The 15,547-nt window shown below is 67.6% G+C and carries 17 protein-coding genes; 12 read left to right on the top strand and 5 right to left on the bottom strand.

Annotation, left to right across the window (positions count from 1 at the left end; translation table 11 throughout):
* Positions 1-7: 7 nt before the first annotated feature.
* Positions 8-979, bottom strand: coding sequence for a threonine-phosphate decarboxylase CobD (gene cobD, locus OC184_RS07575; protein WP_265506588.1), 972 nt, complete (start codon positions 977-979; stop codon positions 8-10).
* 195 nt (positions 980-1,174) lie between these two features.
* On the opposite strand from cobD, the gene OC184_RS07570 reads away from it, so the two are divergent.
* From OC184_RS07570 to OC184_RS07545, 6 genes are all read left to right on the top strand, one after another.
* Positions 1,175-1,678, top strand: coding sequence for a type III secretion system chaperone family protein (locus tag OC184_RS07570; RefSeq protein ID WP_265506587.1), 504 nt, complete (start codon positions 1,175-1,177; stop codon positions 1,676-1,678).
* Between the two features lie 37 nt (positions 1,679-1,715).
* Positions 1,716-2,531, top strand: coding sequence for a pyrroline-5-carboxylate reductase (proC, locus tag OC184_RS07565; protein ID WP_265506586.1), 816 nt, complete (start codon positions 1,716-1,718; stop codon positions 2,529-2,531).
* The gene (locus tag OC184_RS07560) at positions 2,528-2,860 is read left to right on the top strand and encodes a tRNA-binding protein (protein WP_265506585.1); all 333 of its coding nucleotides are present in this window, start codon (positions 2,528-2,530) and stop codon (positions 2,858-2,860) included. The genes proC and OC184_RS07560 overlap by 4 nt, the downstream gene beginning before the upstream one ends.
* Positions 2,857-3,804, top strand: coding sequence for a 2-hydroxyacid dehydrogenase (locus tag OC184_RS07555; RefSeq protein ID WP_265506584.1), 948 nt, complete (start codon positions 2,857-2,859; stop codon positions 3,802-3,804). Before OC184_RS07560 ends, OC184_RS07555 begins: the two co-directional genes overlap by 4 nt.
* A 65-nt stretch (positions 3,805-3,869) precedes the next feature.
* Positions 3,870-4,067, top strand: a complete 198-nt coding sequence (locus tag OC184_RS07550; protein WP_265506583.1) for a CsbD family protein — start codon at positions 3,870-3,872, stop codon at positions 4,065-4,067.
* A 98-nt stretch (positions 4,068-4,165) separates the two neighbouring features.
* Entirely contained in the window at positions 4,166-5,155 is a 990-nt protein-coding gene (locus OC184_RS07545; protein ID WP_322630189.1) for a magnesium transporter CorA family protein, read from the top strand.
* 19 nt (positions 5,156-5,174) lie between these two features.
* Here the strand turns inward: OC184_RS07545 and OC184_RS07540 are convergent, their stop codons facing one another.
* The 4 genes from OC184_RS07540 to tldD form a co-directional block, all read right to left on the bottom strand.
* Entirely contained in the window at positions 5,175-5,630 is a 456-nt protein-coding gene (locus OC184_RS07540; protein ID WP_265506582.1) for a DUF2380 domain-containing protein, read from the bottom strand.
* 91 nt (positions 5,631-5,721) lie between these two features.
* The gene (gene topA / locus OC184_RS07535) at positions 5,722-8,394 is read right to left on the bottom strand and encodes a type I DNA topoisomerase (RefSeq protein ID WP_265506581.1); all 2,673 of its coding nucleotides are present in this window, start codon (positions 8,392-8,394) and stop codon (positions 5,722-5,724) included.
* A 70-nt stretch (positions 8,395-8,464) separates the two neighbouring features.
* Positions 8,465-9,592, bottom strand: a complete 1,128-nt coding sequence (gene dprA, locus OC184_RS07530) for a DNA-processing protein DprA (protein WP_265506580.1) — start codon at positions 9,590-9,592, stop codon at positions 8,465-8,467.
* A 66-nt stretch (positions 9,593-9,658) separates the two neighbouring features.
* A complete protein-coding gene (gene tldD / locus OC184_RS07525; protein ID WP_265506579.1) occupies positions 9,659-11,080 on the bottom strand; it encodes a metalloprotease TldD in 1,422 nt (473 codons plus the stop codon).
* Between the two features lie 215 nt (positions 11,081-11,295).
* Here tldD and coxB point away from each other — a divergent pair, with 215 nt between their 5' ends.
* The 6 genes from coxB to OC184_RS07495 all read left to right on the top strand — a co-directional run bounded on the left by coxB (position 11,296) and on the right by OC184_RS07495 (position 15,546).
* Positions 11,296-12,186: a cytochrome c oxidase subunit II gene (gene coxB, locus OC184_RS07520; protein WP_378926972.1), complete on the top strand. Its 891-nt coding sequence runs from the start codon at positions 11,296-11,298 to the stop codon at positions 12,184-12,186.
* A 64-nt stretch (positions 12,187-12,250) separates the two neighbouring features.
* A complete protein-coding gene (cyoE, locus tag OC184_RS07515; RefSeq protein WP_265506577.1) occupies positions 12,251-13,168 on the top strand; it encodes a heme o synthase in 918 nt (305 codons plus the stop codon).
* Positions 13,168-13,371: a hypothetical protein gene (locus OC184_RS07510; protein WP_265506576.1), complete on the top strand. Its 204-nt coding sequence runs from the start codon at positions 13,168-13,170 to the stop codon at positions 13,369-13,371. The genes cyoE and OC184_RS07510 overlap by 1 nt, the downstream gene beginning before the upstream one ends.
* Complete coding sequence (locus OC184_RS07505; RefSeq protein WP_265506575.1) at positions 13,368-13,940, top strand: cytochrome c oxidase assembly protein; 573 nt, start codon at positions 13,368-13,370, stop codon at positions 13,938-13,940. Before OC184_RS07510 ends, OC184_RS07505 begins: the two co-directional genes overlap by 4 nt.
* A gap of 32 nt (positions 13,941-13,972) precedes the next feature.
* Positions 13,973-14,800 (top strand): cytochrome c oxidase subunit 3, encoded by an 828-nt coding sequence (locus OC184_RS07500; RefSeq protein ID WP_265506574.1) that lies wholly within the window; start codon positions 13,973-13,975, stop codon positions 14,798-14,800.
* Between the two features lie 74 nt (positions 14,801-14,874).
* Positions 14,875-15,546, top strand: coding sequence for an SURF1 family protein (locus tag OC184_RS07495; RefSeq protein ID WP_265506573.1), 672 nt, complete (start codon positions 14,875-14,877; stop codon positions 15,544-15,546).
* The last annotated feature ends 1 nt before the right edge of the window (position 15,547 follow it).

Here is a 15,547-nt window from a genome sequence, read left to right as displayed (position 1 = left end):
CTTCGTGTCAGGCGGCGCAGGTCGGAAGTGCAGCGGTCAGCCTGTCCCATTCGTGGCGGTTGCCAGGGATGCCAAGCCGCAGCCAGCGGTCGGAATAGGGGAAGCGCCGCGTCCAGATGCGGGACCGCGCCAGACGGTCCTGCGCAGTGCGCGCATCGGGTGTCTGGTACAGCCGGAACAGATGCGTGCCGCCAGCCAAGGTCCAGCCCGCGCCGCGCGCCAGCATGTCCAGCCTTAGGCTGGCCTCGCTGTGATAGGTCACGGCGTCGTCGGCCCAGGCCCGGTCCGCCATGGCGGCGGCGGCAATGGCCAGCGCGGGGCCGTTCACCGACCAGGGGCCAGCTGCTTCTCTCAGCTTGGCCAGCAGGTCGGGGGCGCCGATCACGAAGCCAAGCCGCAGCCCGGCCAGCCCCCAGAACTTGCCGAAGCTGCGCAGGACGACGGCGTTGGCGGGCAGGGCCGGGGCCAGCGACAGGTCGGGACGCGGATCGGCAAAGCTTTCGTCGACGATCAGGCGGCCGACGCGGCTGGCCAGTTGCGCCAGGACCTCGGGTGGCCATTCCCGGCCATCGGGGTTGTTCGGGTTCACCACGACCGCAAGATCGGCGCCGGCCATCTCGTCGGGATCGGCGGCGGGCCGGACCTGCCAGCCGGCGGCGGCCAGGCTGGCGGCGTGTTCGTTGTAGCTGGGCGTCAGCACTGCCGCTTGGCCGGGCGTCCACAGGCGCGGCAGCAGCTGGATCGCGGCCGAGGCGCCGGCCACCGGGTGCACCCGGCCGGGGCGGCAGCCGACCCAGTCGGCGGCGGCGGCGATGGCCCCCGCCTCGGCTTGGGCGGTGGGCAGGTCGCGCCAGACGGCGTCGGGCAGGGGGGGCAGCGGCCAGGGGCGCCGGTTAATTCCGGTCGACAGGTCGATCCAGTCGTCGCCGCCATAAAGGGCGCGCGCCACGTCGGCATTTCCCCCGTGATCCCGTTGCATGCTGCCCGTCCCGAAGCCCTTTTGCCCGTGGTAGGGCAGCAGCGACCGGCCCGCAATGCGTCACCGAATTATCGCTTTACACGCCCGGTTAACCCGACCACGATATATGGTAAGAACATTCGGGCGACTCTGCCCGGTGTTGTGTAGCCACCAAGGGCTCGGGCGCACCGTGGCCCTGCAAGGCAGGAGGCAGCCATGGCACAGACCGATCACTTCATCGCCAGCGACGAGATCCACCCGATCGACATCGTCGAGGCCGTGGCGACCCATCACGAATGGGACTTCGACCGGCTGGCCGAAGATCAGATCGCCATGGTGGTCGAGGGGCAGTGGCGCAGCTATTCGCTGACCCTCGCCTGGTCGCCCAGGGAGGAAGTGCTGCGGCTGGTCTGCACCTTCGATCTGGACCCGCCCAAGGACAAGCTGCCGATGATCTACGAGACGATCAACATGGTCAACGACCAGGTCTGGGACGGCAGCTTCACCTATTGGACGGCGCAGCAGCTGATGGTGTGGCGCTATGGCCTGGTGCTGGCGGGCGATGCCATCGCCCTGCCCGAACAGGTCGACCAGATGATCCGCAACGCCGTCGCCGCGTGCGAACGGTTCTATCCCAGCTTCCAGCTGGTGGGCTGGGGCGACACCGGCCCGGCGGCGGCGCTGGACATCGCCTTGGGTCAGGCCTACGGACGGGCTTGACGGGGGCGCCTTGTCCCCCGCGGACAAGGGGAGCAGGATGACCGAATTCGACGATATCAACGCGCGTGGGCTGGTTCTGGTCGGCTGCGGCCGCATGGGCGGGGCGATGCTGAAGGGCTGGCTGGCCCGCGGGCTGCGGCCCGACGCAGTCACCGTCATCGACCCGAATCTGGCGCCGGAATGGCAGGACAAGGGCCTGCGCGTGAACGCCGATCTGCCGGGGAACCCGGCCGTCCTGGTCTTGGCCGTGAAGCCGCAGATGATGGCCGACGCCCTGGGGCAGGTGCCGAAGCTGTCGGACACCCTGGTCGTCTCGGTCGCGGCCGGCACCACCATCGCCAGCTTCGAGGCGACGTTTCCCGGCGCGCCCATCGTGCGGGTCATGCCCAACACGCCTGCCGCCATCGGGCAGGGCATCTCGGCCATGATCGGCAACAGCCGGGCGACGGCCGCGCATCTGGACCTGGCCGAGGCGCTGATGCGCGCCGTGGGCCGCGTCGTCCGGTTGGATGACGAGGGCCAGATGGACGCCGTCACCGGCCTGTCCGGCAGCGGCCCGGCCTATGTCTTCCACCTGATCGAAACGATGGCGAAGGCCGGAGAGGCTCAGGGCCTGCCCGCTGGACTGGCGCTGGAACTGGCGCGCGCGACCGTGGCGGGCGCCGGCGCGCTGGCTGTCCACGAGGACGAGGATCCGGCCGTGCTGCGCCAGAACGTGACCTCGCCCAACGGCACGACGGCGGCGGGGCTGGAGGTGCTGATGGACCAGGACGCCGGTCTGCCGCCCCTGATGGTCCGCACCGTCGCCGCGGCGACCGAACGGGGCCGCGCCTTGGGCCGGGGTGAGGCATGACGATCACGTTCGACGACTTCCAGAAGGTCGACATCCGCGTCGCCACGATCACCCGCGCCGAACCCTTTCCCGAGGCCAGGAAGCCTGCCATCAAGCTGTGGCTCGACCTGGGAGAGATGGGAGAGCGCAGATCCTCGGCCCAGATCACGCGGCACTACGACCCCGATGCGCTTGTCGGGCGGCAGGTGCTGTGCGTCGTGAACTTTCCGCCGCGCCAGATCGGGCCGGTCATGTCCGAGGTTCTTGTCCTGGGCGTTCCGGACACGGACGACAATGTCGTGCTGATCGCACCAGACCAGCCCGTGCCGAACGGAGGGAGGCTCTATTGAGGCTGCTTGTCACCCGCCCCATGACGGCCCGCGCGACCGCAGCGATCGGCGGCCGCTTCGACGCGACCTTCCGCGACAACACCCCCCTGACCGCGGATGAGGCCGCGCAGGCGATGCGCGACTTTGACGCCATCATGCCCACGCTTGGCGATGCCTTTACGGCAAAGGCCTTCCAGGGCGACCTGCGGTGCCGGATCCTGGCGAATTTCGGCGCCGGCTATAACCACATCGACGTGGCGGCCGCGCAGGCGGGGGGTGTCACGGTGACGAACACGCCCGATGTCGTCACCGACGCCACCGCCGATATCGCCCTGACGCTGATGCTGATGACCCTGCGCCGTGCGTCCGAGGGTGAGCGTCTGCTGCGCGCCGGACAGTGGACCGGCTGGAACCCCACCCAGCTTCTGGGGCACGAGATGACCGGCAGGATCGTCGGCATCGTCGGCATGGGGCGCATCGGCAAGGCCATCGCGCGCCGCTGCCACCTGGGCTTCGGCATGGACGTGGTGTTCTTCAACCGCTCGGCGGTGTCGGCCCTGGACGTCCCGGCCCGCCAGATCGCGGATCTGCACCGGATGCTCTGGGCCTGCGACGTGGCCGTCATCGCTGTTCCGGGCGGTCCCGGCACGCGCGGCATGATCGGCGCGGCCGAGCTGCGCGCCCTCGGGCCGCGGTCGGTGCTGGTCAACATCGCCCGCGGCGATGTGGTGGACGAGGATGCGCTGATCGACGCGCTGCAGGCGGGCACCATCGCCGGGGCGGGCTTGGACGTCTACGCCCGCGAACCCGAAGTGCCGCAGGCGCTGCTGGATGCGCCCAATGCCACCCTGCTGCCGCATCTGGGCACCGCGACGGACGAGACGCGGACGCTGATGGGTCTGCGCGCGCTGAAGAACCTGGTCGCCCACGCCGAGGGGCAGACGCCACCTGACATGATCGTGTAGAAGCGGAACCGCACGGGCACCGGCAAGGTTCTTCATCAACATGAACTTGAACCGACGGGTGCGACATGAACTGGGATATCATTCAGGGCAAATGGAAGCAGCTGAAGGGCTCTGCCAAGGAAAAGTGGGGCGAGCTGACCGACGACGAACTGGACCAGATCGACGGCGACAAGGACCGTCTGGCCGGCAAGCTGCAAGAGAAATACGGCTGGACCAAGGCCGACGCCGACCGCCAGATCGACGACTACTTCCGCGACAAGTAAGCGGAGCGCCGACCGGAAAGGGCGCCCACTGGGCGCCTTTTTCATGCCCGCGTGCTTGAATGCCTCCGGGGGCTTTGGCACGAAGGGGGGCGGGTCCAATGCCCGGACAGTTCAAGGACCCGCCGATGCTCTATGCCTATAACGTCCACGGCAACCGGCTGATCTCCATGCCGAGCGACGGCGACCTGACGCAGGCGATGTGGATCGACCTCGTCCAGCCCTCCGACGCCGAGATGCGGCAGTTGGGCGACATGGGGGTGATCCTGCCGTCGCTGGCCGAGATGGAAGAGATCGAGCTGTCGAACCGGCTCTACCGCGAGGATGGCCTGGACTACATGACCGCCGTCCTGCCCGGAGAAAAGGCGGGCGGCGACCGCGTCTCGATGCCGGTAACCTTCGTTCTGTCGGGGCAGCGTCTGGTGACGGTGCGGCACCATTCCCCGCGCCCGTTCCTGACCTTCCCGAACCGGGCCGAGCGGTCGACCTTGGGCTGCGGTGATCCCGACCGTCTGTTCCTGGGCCTTCTCGAGGAGATCATCGCCCGGCTGGCGGACATCCTGGAAGGGGCGGGCCGGGTCTTGGACGACACCACCGCCGGCATCTTCGAGAGGGGCGCCGCCAGGTCCGGCCCCGACCGCCTGCAGACGGCGCTGGAGGCGGTGGGCCGCGAGGCCGAACTGATGGCGCGCGTCCGCCTAGGGCTTCTGACCATCGAGCGGATCCTGGCCTTCTATACCGCCATCATCGAGGACCGTCCCGATTCAGGCCGCTTGCGCCCCGCCATCCGTGCGCAGATCCGCGACGTGCAGGCGCTGGAGGTCCATGCCGACTTCCTGGGCAGCCGGGTCAGCCTTGCCGTGGACACCACGCTTGGCATGATCAACCTGCAGCAGAACAACACCGTCCGCATCCTGTCGGTCATCGCGGCACTGTTCCTGCCGCCGACGCTGATCGCCAGCATCTATGGGATGAACTTTACCCACATGCCGGAACTGGACGAGCCATGGGGCTATGGCTTCGCACTGGCGCTGATGGGTGTCACGACCCTGGGGACCTGGCTGTTCCTGCGCTGGAAGCACTGGATCTGACGGCGGGACCGAAGGGCCGCTAAAGGTCCTGCAGCTCGCGCGCCAGAAACCTGGCGGCCCTGTGCCAGGATTCGTCGGTATCGCCGCGGAAGTTCAGGCTAGGGCTGGCGATCAGCTGGCCGGTGCCGCTGTGAACCAGTGTGACGAAGATCTGGATGATCAGCGTGCTGGTCTTTTGGACGACGACGAACAGGGACCGCTCTGCCTGCGCCTCGTGCGCCAGCGACAGAAGGCAGTCCGTCGTCTCGGGGGTGCAGGTCGCAGCGATCTGAGGCCTGCCGATCACCACCGATGGCGTCAACTCATCGTTGAGCGTCTCGGCCAGCAGATCCAGCCGGCGCTGGTGATCCACGCTCTGGTCGCGGACCTCGTGGGACGTGTCCAGAAACTTGGGCGGAAAGATCGCCAGCGTCTCGGCCGTGGCTGGAACGAGAGTCCCGAGCCACAGCAGGGCTGCCATTTGGACGCTGCGCATGTGCCTTCCTCCACCAAAGGGGGACAGGCTATCGGAACATCGTGGCGGTGGAATCCGCCTTTGGTCGCATATTCGCGGGCGTGGCCGCGGTCTACTCCTTCCCCTTGGCCGCCTTCTTCGGCGCGGCCTTCTTCGGGGCGGCTTTCTTGGCCGCAGGCTTCTTCGCTGCGGGCTTCTTGGCCGCCTTCTTCGGCGACTTGGCGGCCTTGGCGGCGATCAGTTCCAGTGCCTGTTCGACGGTGATGTCCTCGGGCGTCACGTCGCGGGGCAGGGTGGCGTTCACCTTGCCCCATTTGACGTAAGGTCCATAGCGGCCGTTCATCACCTGGATCGGCCCGCCATCGGGATGCTCTCCCATCTCGCGCAAGGGCGCTGCGGCGGCCGCCCGGCCGCGGGTCTGCTTCGAGGCCAGAACCTCGACCGCGCGGTTCATGCCGATCGTGAAGACCTCGTCGACATCGGCGATATTGGCGTATTTGCTGCCGTGCTTGACGTAGGGGCCGAAGCGCCCGATGCCCGCCTCGACCAGCACACCATCCTCGGGGTGGGGGCCGACGGGGCGGGGCAGCGACAGAAGCTGCACCGCCTTGTCAAGGTCGATGGCGGCGGCATCCCAGCCCTTCGGGATGGACGCGCGCGGCGGCTTGGGCTGCTCCTCGGTGGCCTCTCCGCGCTGGACATAGGGGCCGAAGCGCCCGGTCTTCAGGCTGATCGGATCGCCGGCATCCTCGCCCAGGATGCGGTCGCCGACCGGCTCCTCTCCGTCAGGGACCGACAGCGGGCGGGTATAGCGGCATTCAGGATAGTTCGTGCAGCCGATGAAGGCGCCGCCCGACCGCGCGGTCTTGAGGTTCAGCCGGCCCTGACCGCAGAGGGGACAGGTGCGCGGATCGCCCCCGTCCGCCCGCGGCGGATAGAGATGCGGCGCAAGGGCATCGTCGATCGCCTCGAGAACCTCGGTGATGCGCAGTTCCGAAGTGCCCTCCAGCGCTTTCGAGAAATCCTTCCAGAAGCGGCCCAGAACCTCGCGCCACAGGCGGTCGCCGGCGCTGATCTCGTCCAACTCGTTCTCCAGATCCGCCGTGAAGTCATAGCTGACATAGCGCGGGAAGTATTTCAGCAGGAAGATCGTGACCAGACGGCCCTTGTCCTCGGGGATCAGGCGGTTCTTGTCCTTGCGGACATAGTCGCGGTCCTGGATCGTGGTGACGATGCTGGCATAGGTCGAGGGGCGGCCGATGCCCAGTTCTTCCATGCGCTTGACCAGCGTCGCCTCGGTATAGCGGGGCGGGGGCTGGGTGAAGTGCTGGCGCGCAGCGGCGGCGGCGCGTTCGTCCGTCAGAAGGCCAGGTGCGCCGCGCTGGCCGGCAGGGGCGCTGACCGGGTCGCCGCCCTTGTCGCGGGCCTTCGCCAGCTCGTCCTCGAAGGCGGCGGGAACAAGGCGCGCGGCCTCGCCCTCGGAGATGGCGGGCAGGCGGGCGCTGTCCTCGCCCTCGTCGTCGTCGCGGCCCTGGTCATAGACGCGCAGAAAGCCGTCGAACTGCATCACCTGTCCCGTGGCGCGCAACCCGACCTGGTTGTCCGGGCTGGCGATCTCGACCGTCGTCCGCTCCATCCGGGCGGCTTCCATCTGGCTGGCGATGGTGCGCTTCCAGATCAGGTCATAGAGCTTGCGCTGGTCGTCGGCGCTGACCTTCAGCTTGTCGGGCGACAGCATCATGTCGGTCGGCCGGATGCATTCATGCGCCTCTTGCGCGTTTTTGGCCTTGTTCTTGTACATGCGCGGGCTTTTCGGCAGGTACTTGTCGCCGAACTTGGCCTTGATCGCGTCGCGGGCGGCCATCACCGCCTCGGGCGCCATGTCGATGCCGTCGGTCCGCATGTAGGTGATCAGCCCGGCCTCATAGAGACGCTGCGCCGCGGACATGCAGGCCTTGGCGCCCATGCCCATCTTGCGGCTAGCCTCCTGCTGCAGGGTCGAGGTCATGAAGGGCGGCCAGGGGTTGCGGGTCGCGGGCTTGGCCACGACCGAGCTAACCTTCAGGTCGCGGCTGGCCACCGCGCTGACGGCCATCGCGGCCTGTTCGGCGGTCGCCAGGTCAAAGCGGTCCAGCCGCTTGCCGGCCAGCGACACCAGGGCTGCGTCGTATTCATCGCCACCGGGCGTCGCCAGACGAGCGTGGACCGACCAGTATTCGCGCGGCTTGAAGGCCTCGATCTCCATTTCCCGATCAACGATCAGGCGCAGGCAGACGGACTGCACCCGACCGGCTGACTTAGCCCCTGGCAGCTTGCGCCAGAGGACCGGCGACAGGTTGAACCCCACCAGATAGTCCAGCGCCCGGCGGGCCAGATAGGCGTCGACCAGCGGCTGGTCGATCTGGCGGGGCTTGCCCATCGCCTCGGTCACGGCGGCCTTGGTGATCGCGTTGAACGTCACGCGGCTGACGTCGCTGCCCTTCTTCAGGGCCGGGGCCAGCGCCTCCAGCAGGTGCCAGCTGATCGCCTCGCCCTCGCGGTCGGGGTCGGTGGCCAGGATCAGCGACTGGTCGTCCTTCAGCGCGTCCTTGATCGCCTTCAAGTGCTTCTTGCTGTCCGCAGCCACTTCCCACTTCATGTCGAAGTCGTGATCGGGATCGACGCTGCCATCCTTGGGCGGAAGGTCGCGGACATGGCCGAAGCTGGCCAGAACGCGGTAGTCGCCGCCGAGGTATTTCTCGATGGTCTTGGCCTTGGCCGGGGATTCGACGACAACAACGGGCATGATGATCTCGGGCAACTGCAATGGGGCGGCAACATGAGTGCCGGGCGGCGCGGTGTCAACGGGGCGCCGATCAGGACAGCGCCACCCGTCCCCCCGCCAGGCGCGTCACCCGGCCCTGCAGCTCCAGCGACAGGATTGCCGCGCTGGCCGATGATGCCGGGACGCCCAGGTCCCGGATCAGGTCGTTCTCCTCGGTGGGCGAAGGGGTCAGCCGCGACAGGATCTGCCCTTCCAGCTGCAGCGGAGGCGTGGGCGGCGGCGGCGCGGGGGGCGGGACGACCGAAGGCCGCATCGGCCGGGGCAGGCGATCGGGCGCTACGGCGCCAAGCGCATCGACCACGTCGGCGGCGCTGCGCACCAGCGTTGCCCCGTCGCGGATCAGCGCGTTGCAGCCCGAGGCGCGGGCATCCATCGGATGCCCCGGCACCGCCATCACCTCGCGCCCCTGATCCAAGGCGTTCTTTGCGGTGATGAGGGTGCCGGAGCGCTGCGCGGCCTCGATCACGACGACGGCTGCAGACAGACCGGACACGATGCGGTTGCGGGTCGGGAAATGGCGCGCCTGGGGCTCGGTCCCCAAAGGCTGCTCTGAAACGATGGCGCCGGCTTCGGCGATCTGCGCGGCCAGCGAGGCGTTTTCAGGGGGATAGACCACGTCGACGCCGCCCGCCATGACGGCGATGGTGCCGGTCCCGAGGGCGGCCACATGCGCGGCGGTGTCGACGCCGCGCGCCAAGCCTGCGACAACCGTGAAGCCGGCCTCGCCCAGGCCGGCGGACATGCCCCGCGCCATCCGCAGGCCAAGGGACGAGGCGTTCCGTGCGCCGATCACCGCAATGACCTGCCGCGACAGCCAAGATGGATCGCCACGCACCCAGAGGATCGGCGGCGCACCGTCGATGTCGCGCAGGGCGGGCGGATAGTCGGCCGAGTCGCAGCGGATCAGCCGTGCGCCGGCGCGGCGGCCGGCCGCAAGCTCGGCCGCGGCCACGCCTTCGGGGCAGGGGCGATAGGCATCGATTCCGGCCTCGGCGGCGATGGCCGGCAGCGCCTCGAGCGCGGCACGGGCCGAGCCATGCTCGGCGATCAGCCGGTGATAGGTGGCGGGGCCGACCCGGCGCGACCGGATCAGACGCAGCACCGAGAGGTCGTCGTCAGGCGACGCCGGTGCCGGCATGCCGAATCGTGCGCTGTCCATCCAACCTCCTGCGGATCATGGGCAGGACCTAGCGCACGGATGGTTAACAATCGGTTAGCAGCTCCGTCAGGTGGCCGAGCCACCCACCGTCAGCCCGCCGATCATCAGCGTCGGCTGGCCGACGCCCACCGGCACCCATTGTCCCTGCTTGCCGCAGTTGCCGATGCCGGGGTCCAGTGCCATGTCGTTGCCGATCGCGCGCACCTGCTGCAGCGCCGTTGCGCCATCGCCGATCAGCGTTGCGCCCCGGATCGGGTCGCCGACGATACCGTTCTTCACGCGATAGGCTTCTGTGCAGGAAAAGACGAACTTGCCGTTGGTGATGTCAACCTGCCCGCCGCCGAAGCCTGTCGCGTAGATGCCGTCCTTCAGGTCTGCAAGGATTGCCGACGGGTCCGCATCGCCGCCGGGCATGTAAGTGTTCGTCATCCGCGGCATCGGGACATGGGCGAAGCTTTCGCGACGTCCGTTGCCAGTGGGGGCCACGCCCATCAGCCGCGCGTTCTGGCGATCCTGCATGTAGCCGGTCAGGATGCCGTCCTCGATCAGGACGTTGCGGGCGGGGGGCGTGCCTTCGTCGTCAATGTTGATGCTGCCGCGGCGGCCTTCGATGGTGCCATCGTCCACGACCGTCACGCCGGGCGCGGCGACTCGCTGGCCCATCAGCCCGGCGAAGGCGCTGGCCTTCTTGCGGTTGAAGTCGCCTTCCAGTCCGTGGCCCACGGCCTCGTGCAGCAGGATCCCCGGCCAGCCCGGCCCCAGGACCACGTCCATCACGCCGGCAGGCGCGGGCACGGAACGCAGGTTGACCAGCGCGATCCGCAGCGCCTCGTGTACCAGGCCCTGCCAGTGGTCGGGCGCCATCAGCTGGTCCAGCGCGTGCCGACCGCCGCCGCCGGCATTGCCGCTTTCGCGGCGGTCGTTGTTCTCGACGATGACTGTGACACTTAGCCGCGTCATCGGCCGCGTGTCGGTGGCAAGCCCGCCTTCGGGGCGCAGGATCGCCACCTCCTGTACGCTGCTGCCCATCGAGACGGTGACCTGCACCACCCGCGGATCCAGCGCGCGCGCGAAGTCGTCGATTTCGCGCAACAATGCGATGCGGCGTGCAACAGAAATGCCCTCGGCCGGATCAATCGCGGGATAAAGGTTCACCGGCCGCATGGCCGAGGCCTGCGCGAGGGTGGCGCCACCCTGGCCGACCGCCAGGCGCGCGGTTTCCGCGGCGCGGCGCAGGGCGGGCTCGGAAATCTCGGTCGAATGGGCATAGCCGGACACCTCTCCGCGCACGGCGCGCAGACCGAAGCCCTGGCCTGCCATGAAGCTGGAATTGCGCAGGCGGCCGTCGTCGAAGACCAGCGACTCGGACTGGCTGCGTTCGAAGAACAGCTCTCCATCATCGGCGCCGTGGACCGCGTCCCGCAGGATGGCCAGGGCGCGGTCGCGGTCCAGATGCGCGGCGAAGGGGTCGAAGGTCTGGCGGGTCATGCGAGGCTCCTTGCGGGGGAGGGGACCCGGATCGGACGGGCGCGGCAGCGGGTCGCGTTCCCCCTTCGGCGGGATTTGCTGTAGGTATGTCTTGCCCGTAAGGGCGAGATATGGTCATAGAGCGGTCACTGTGAAAGGAAAAGGGGCAGCCTGCGGCGGCCCTTGCGGCCATGACGGTCGGGCCAACGCAACGGGATGGAATGATGGCAAGAGCGATGATTCGCCGTGCAGTCGCGGCAGCTACGGGGTTCGCATCTGCGGGCATGTTGGCCGGAACTGCGCTGGCGCAGGATGTGCTGGGCGAACTGCCCATTATCGGAAAGCCGATCAACGGCTCGACCGGCTTCCAGCCGGCGTCGACCGAACTGGCGCGCGACCAGCAGTGGCTGGACCATTACGTGCTGCTTCTGATCACCGCCGTCACGGTGCTGGTCTGCGTCCTGATCCTGATCGTGATCTTCCGCTTCAACGCCCGCTCGAACCCGGTGCCAGCGAAGTTCACCCACAACACCGTGCTGGAGATCGGCTGGACCTTGGGCCCGGTGCTGATCCTGGTGGGCATCGGTGCGTTCTCGCTGCCGATCCTGTTCCGCAGCCAGGAGATGCCGCCCGACCCCGACATCGTGATCAAGGCGACCGGCCACCAGTGGTACTGGTCTTATGAATATCCCGAAAACGGCGTGGCGTTCGATTCGCTGCTGCTGCCCAAGGAAGAGCTGGCGGAATACGGCTATTCCGAGGACGAATACCTGCTTGCGACTGACACCGCCGTCGTCGTGCCGGTGGGCCAGACCGTCCTGCTGCAGGTGACCGCCAGCGACGTGATCCATTCCTGGACCATCCCGGCCTTCGCCGTGAAGCAGGACGCCGTTCCCGGCCGCATCGCCCAAGCCTGGTTCAATGTCGAACAGGAAGGCGTCTATTTCGGCCAGTGCAGCGAGCTTTGCGGCATCAACCACGCCTACATGCCGATCGTCGTGAAGGCCGTCACCCCCGAGGTCTATGCCGCCTGGATCGCCGAGCAGGGCGGCACCTTGGGCGAGCCCGAGGCCGCGACCGCCAGCCTGGACCCCGCCGCCGAGGTGGATCTGGCCCGCGCTGAATAACCAAGATCCCCAGATCGCGCCTGCCGCCGGCCGGCGCGATCCAGGCCAACCGAACGAAGGTGCGATGACCGACATCAACGCATATGACACCGCGCCCGAGGCCGAGTTCGGCGACTATGTCGCCCTGCTCAAGCCGCGGGTGATGTCGCTTGTCGTCTTCACGGCCTTCGTGGGCCTGTGGGTGGCGCCGGTGGACGTGCATCCCTTCATCGGCTTCTGCTCGATCCTGTTCATAGCACTTGGCGGCGGCGCGTCCGGCGCCCTGAACATGTGGTACGACCGCGACATCGACGCGATCATGAACCGCACCCAGGGCCGCCCCATCCCTTCGGGCCGCGTGCAGGGCAACGAGGCACTGGGGCTGGGCATCGTGCTGGGCCTGATCTCGGTCATGATGCTGGGCTTGGTGGCCAACTGGTTCGCGGCGGGCTTCCTGGCCTTCACGATCTTCTTCTATGCGGTGATCTATACCGTTTGGCTCAAGCGCTGGACGCCGCAGAACATCGTCATCGGCGGTGCGGCCGGGGCCTTTCCTCCGATGATCGGATGGGCCTGCGCGACGGGCGGCATCGGCATCGAATCGGCGCTGATGTTCGCGCTGATATTCTTCTGGACGCCGCCGCATTTCTGGGCGCTGGCGCTGTTCATGAAAGAGGATTATCACCGGGCCGGAGTGCCGATGCTGACGGTGACGCATGGCCGCCGCAGCACCCGCATCCACATCTTCGCTTACACGCTGGTCCTGGCGCCCTTCGCGATCTGGCTGGGGCTGACCTCGGTCGGCGGGCCGCTCTACATGGCGGTGGCGGTGGTGCTGAACGCGGCCTTCATCCACGGCGGCTGGCAGATCCTGCGCCGGGCCGAGGACGAGGCCGTCGCAGATGGCTACGCGGTCGAAAAGCGCGTCTTCAAGCTGTCGCTCTATTATCTGTTCCTGCATTTCCTCGCCCTGCTGGTTCAGGGCTGGATGGGAGGTTGGTGATGTCACTTCACGCCGAACATGAGCTGCATGGTCGCCGTCGGTCCCGCAACATGGGGCTCGGCATCGTGCTCTTGGCCTTCGTGGCGCTGGTCTTCGCGTTGACGGTCGTCAAGGTCCGCCAGGGCGGCCTGGTCGAGGCGTTCGACCATCAGCCCCGCGTGTCTCTGACGCCGATCGAACCCGCCCCGCAGGTCACGCCATGAAGCGCCTGAGCCCCGAGGGCCGCACCGTCGCCATGCTGCTGGGCGTCGTCGTGACCATGGGCGCGCTGGCCTGGGCGGCGGTGCCGTTCTACAACTGGTTCTGCAGCGTGACAGGCTTCGGCGGGACGACGCAGGTCTCGGACTCCGCCTCGGACGAGGTCCTGGACGAGGTCGTGCGCGTGCGCTTCGACGCCAACACCGACGACAACCTGGAATGGACGTTCCGGCCGATGCAGACCCGCATGGACCTGAAGATCGGCGAGAACGGGCTGGCCTTCTACGAGGCGATCAACAATTCCGACGTGCCGATCACCGGAACGGCCAGCTACAACGTCGCCCCCGAGGTGGCGGGGTATTATTTCATCAAGGTCGAATGCTTCTGCTTCACCGAACAGACGCTGCAGCCGGGTGAGCGGGTCGAGATGCCGGTCAGCTTCTTTGTCGACCCCGATCTGGTCACCGATCGGGACGCTGATTTCGTGCGCGATATCACGCTGTCCTACACCTTCCACAAGACCGAGCCGCGGCAGGCCGCGCTTGACACCGGCACGGCCGACACCATCAACTGAGACGAATTCGAGGGAGCCGACGGGGATCCGCCATGGCGCACGCTAAGAACCACGACTATCATATTCTTCCGGCCTCGGTCTGGCCGTTCCTGGCGGCCGTGTCGGTCTTCGTCATGCTGTTCGGCGCCGTGGCCTGGATGACGGGCGAAGTGACGCTGATGGGCGCCCCCATCACGGGCCCCTGGATGTTCGCAATCGGCCTGGTCGCGACCACCTATGTCAGCTTTGCCTGGTGGGCCGACATCGTCCGCGAGGCAGAGGCCGGCGATCATACCCCGGTCGTGCGCCTCGGCCTGCAATACGGCTTCATCCTCTTCGTGATGTCCGAGGCGATGCTGTTCGTCACGTTGTTCTGGAACTTCATCAAGCACGCCATGTATCCGATGGGCGAGGAAAGCCCCATCGTCGACGGCGTCTGGCCGCCGGAAGGGATCGTGACTTTCGACCCTTGGCACCTGCCGTTCATTAACACGCTGATCCTGCTGCTGTCGGGCGTGGCCGTCACCTGGGCCCACCATGCCTGGGCGCATGAAGGCGACCGCAAGGTTGCGATCAACGGCCTGGCCATTGCGGTCGTCCTGGGCATCGCATTCACCGGCCTGCAGGCCTATGAATACAGCCACGCCGCCTTCGGCCTGGCCGACACGGCCTACGCCTCGGCCTTCTACATCGCCACCGGCTTCCACGGCCTGCACGTGATCATCGGCACGATCTTCCTGGCCGTCTGCCTGCTGCGCTTCAGCCGCGGCCAGATGACCCGCGACCAACATGTCGGCTTCGAGGCCGCGGCCTGGTACTGGCACTTCGTCGACGTGATCTGGCTGGTCCTGTTTGCTGTCATCTACGTCTGGGGCAGCTGACCACCCCGACGGAAGACCAAGGGCGCGCGGGGGGTCACCTCCGCGCGTTTTTCATTGCCACCCGGAGCGTTCCCATGCGCCGCTATCTGTTCCCCCTGATCCTCGGCATCGTCGGCTGCGCCATCCTGATCCAGCTGGGCTTGTGGCAGCTGGACCGGCTGGCCTGGAAGGAATCGATGCTGGACGAGATCAGGGCAGGGATCGACGCAGAGCCCGTCCCGCTGCCGGCAGAGGTTGATCCGTCGATGAAGTACCTGCCGGTGACCGTCACCGGCACCACGACCGGCCAGGAAATCGACGTGCTGTCCCACGACCGCGACCAGGGCGCGGGCTATCAGGTCGTCTCACGGTTCGTGACGGATGACGGCCGGGCGATCCTTCTGGACCGGGGCTTCGTCCCGCAAGAGCTGCGCCACGTCGCGCGACCGCCGGTCCGCCTGCAGGTGCGGGGCAACCTGCACTGGCCGCAGGACGCCAGCAGTTCGACCCCTGCGCCGAACCTGGACGAGAACATCTGGTTCGCCCGCGACGTCGACGCCATGGCCCGGACGCTGGACACGCAGCCCGTGCTGGTCGTGGCCAGCTTCATCACCGGCGACAACCAGGGGGCCGAGCCGGTCCCTGTCGCGGTCGAGGGCATCCCCAACAACCACTTGTCCTATGCCGTCCAATGGTTCCTTATCGCGGCCACCTGGGCGGTGATGACACTGGCGCTGATCTGGCGTATCAGGCAGCGCAGCTACTGAA

Source organism: Paracoccus rhizosphaerae, from assembly GCF_026162645.1.
GTDB classification, from domain to species: domain Bacteria; phylum Pseudomonadota; class Alphaproteobacteria; order Rhodobacterales; family Rhodobacteraceae; genus Paracoccus; species Paracoccus rhizosphaerae.
Note: the sequence above shows the minus strand (reverse complement) of the source record. Positions and strands in the feature narration are given on the sequence as shown.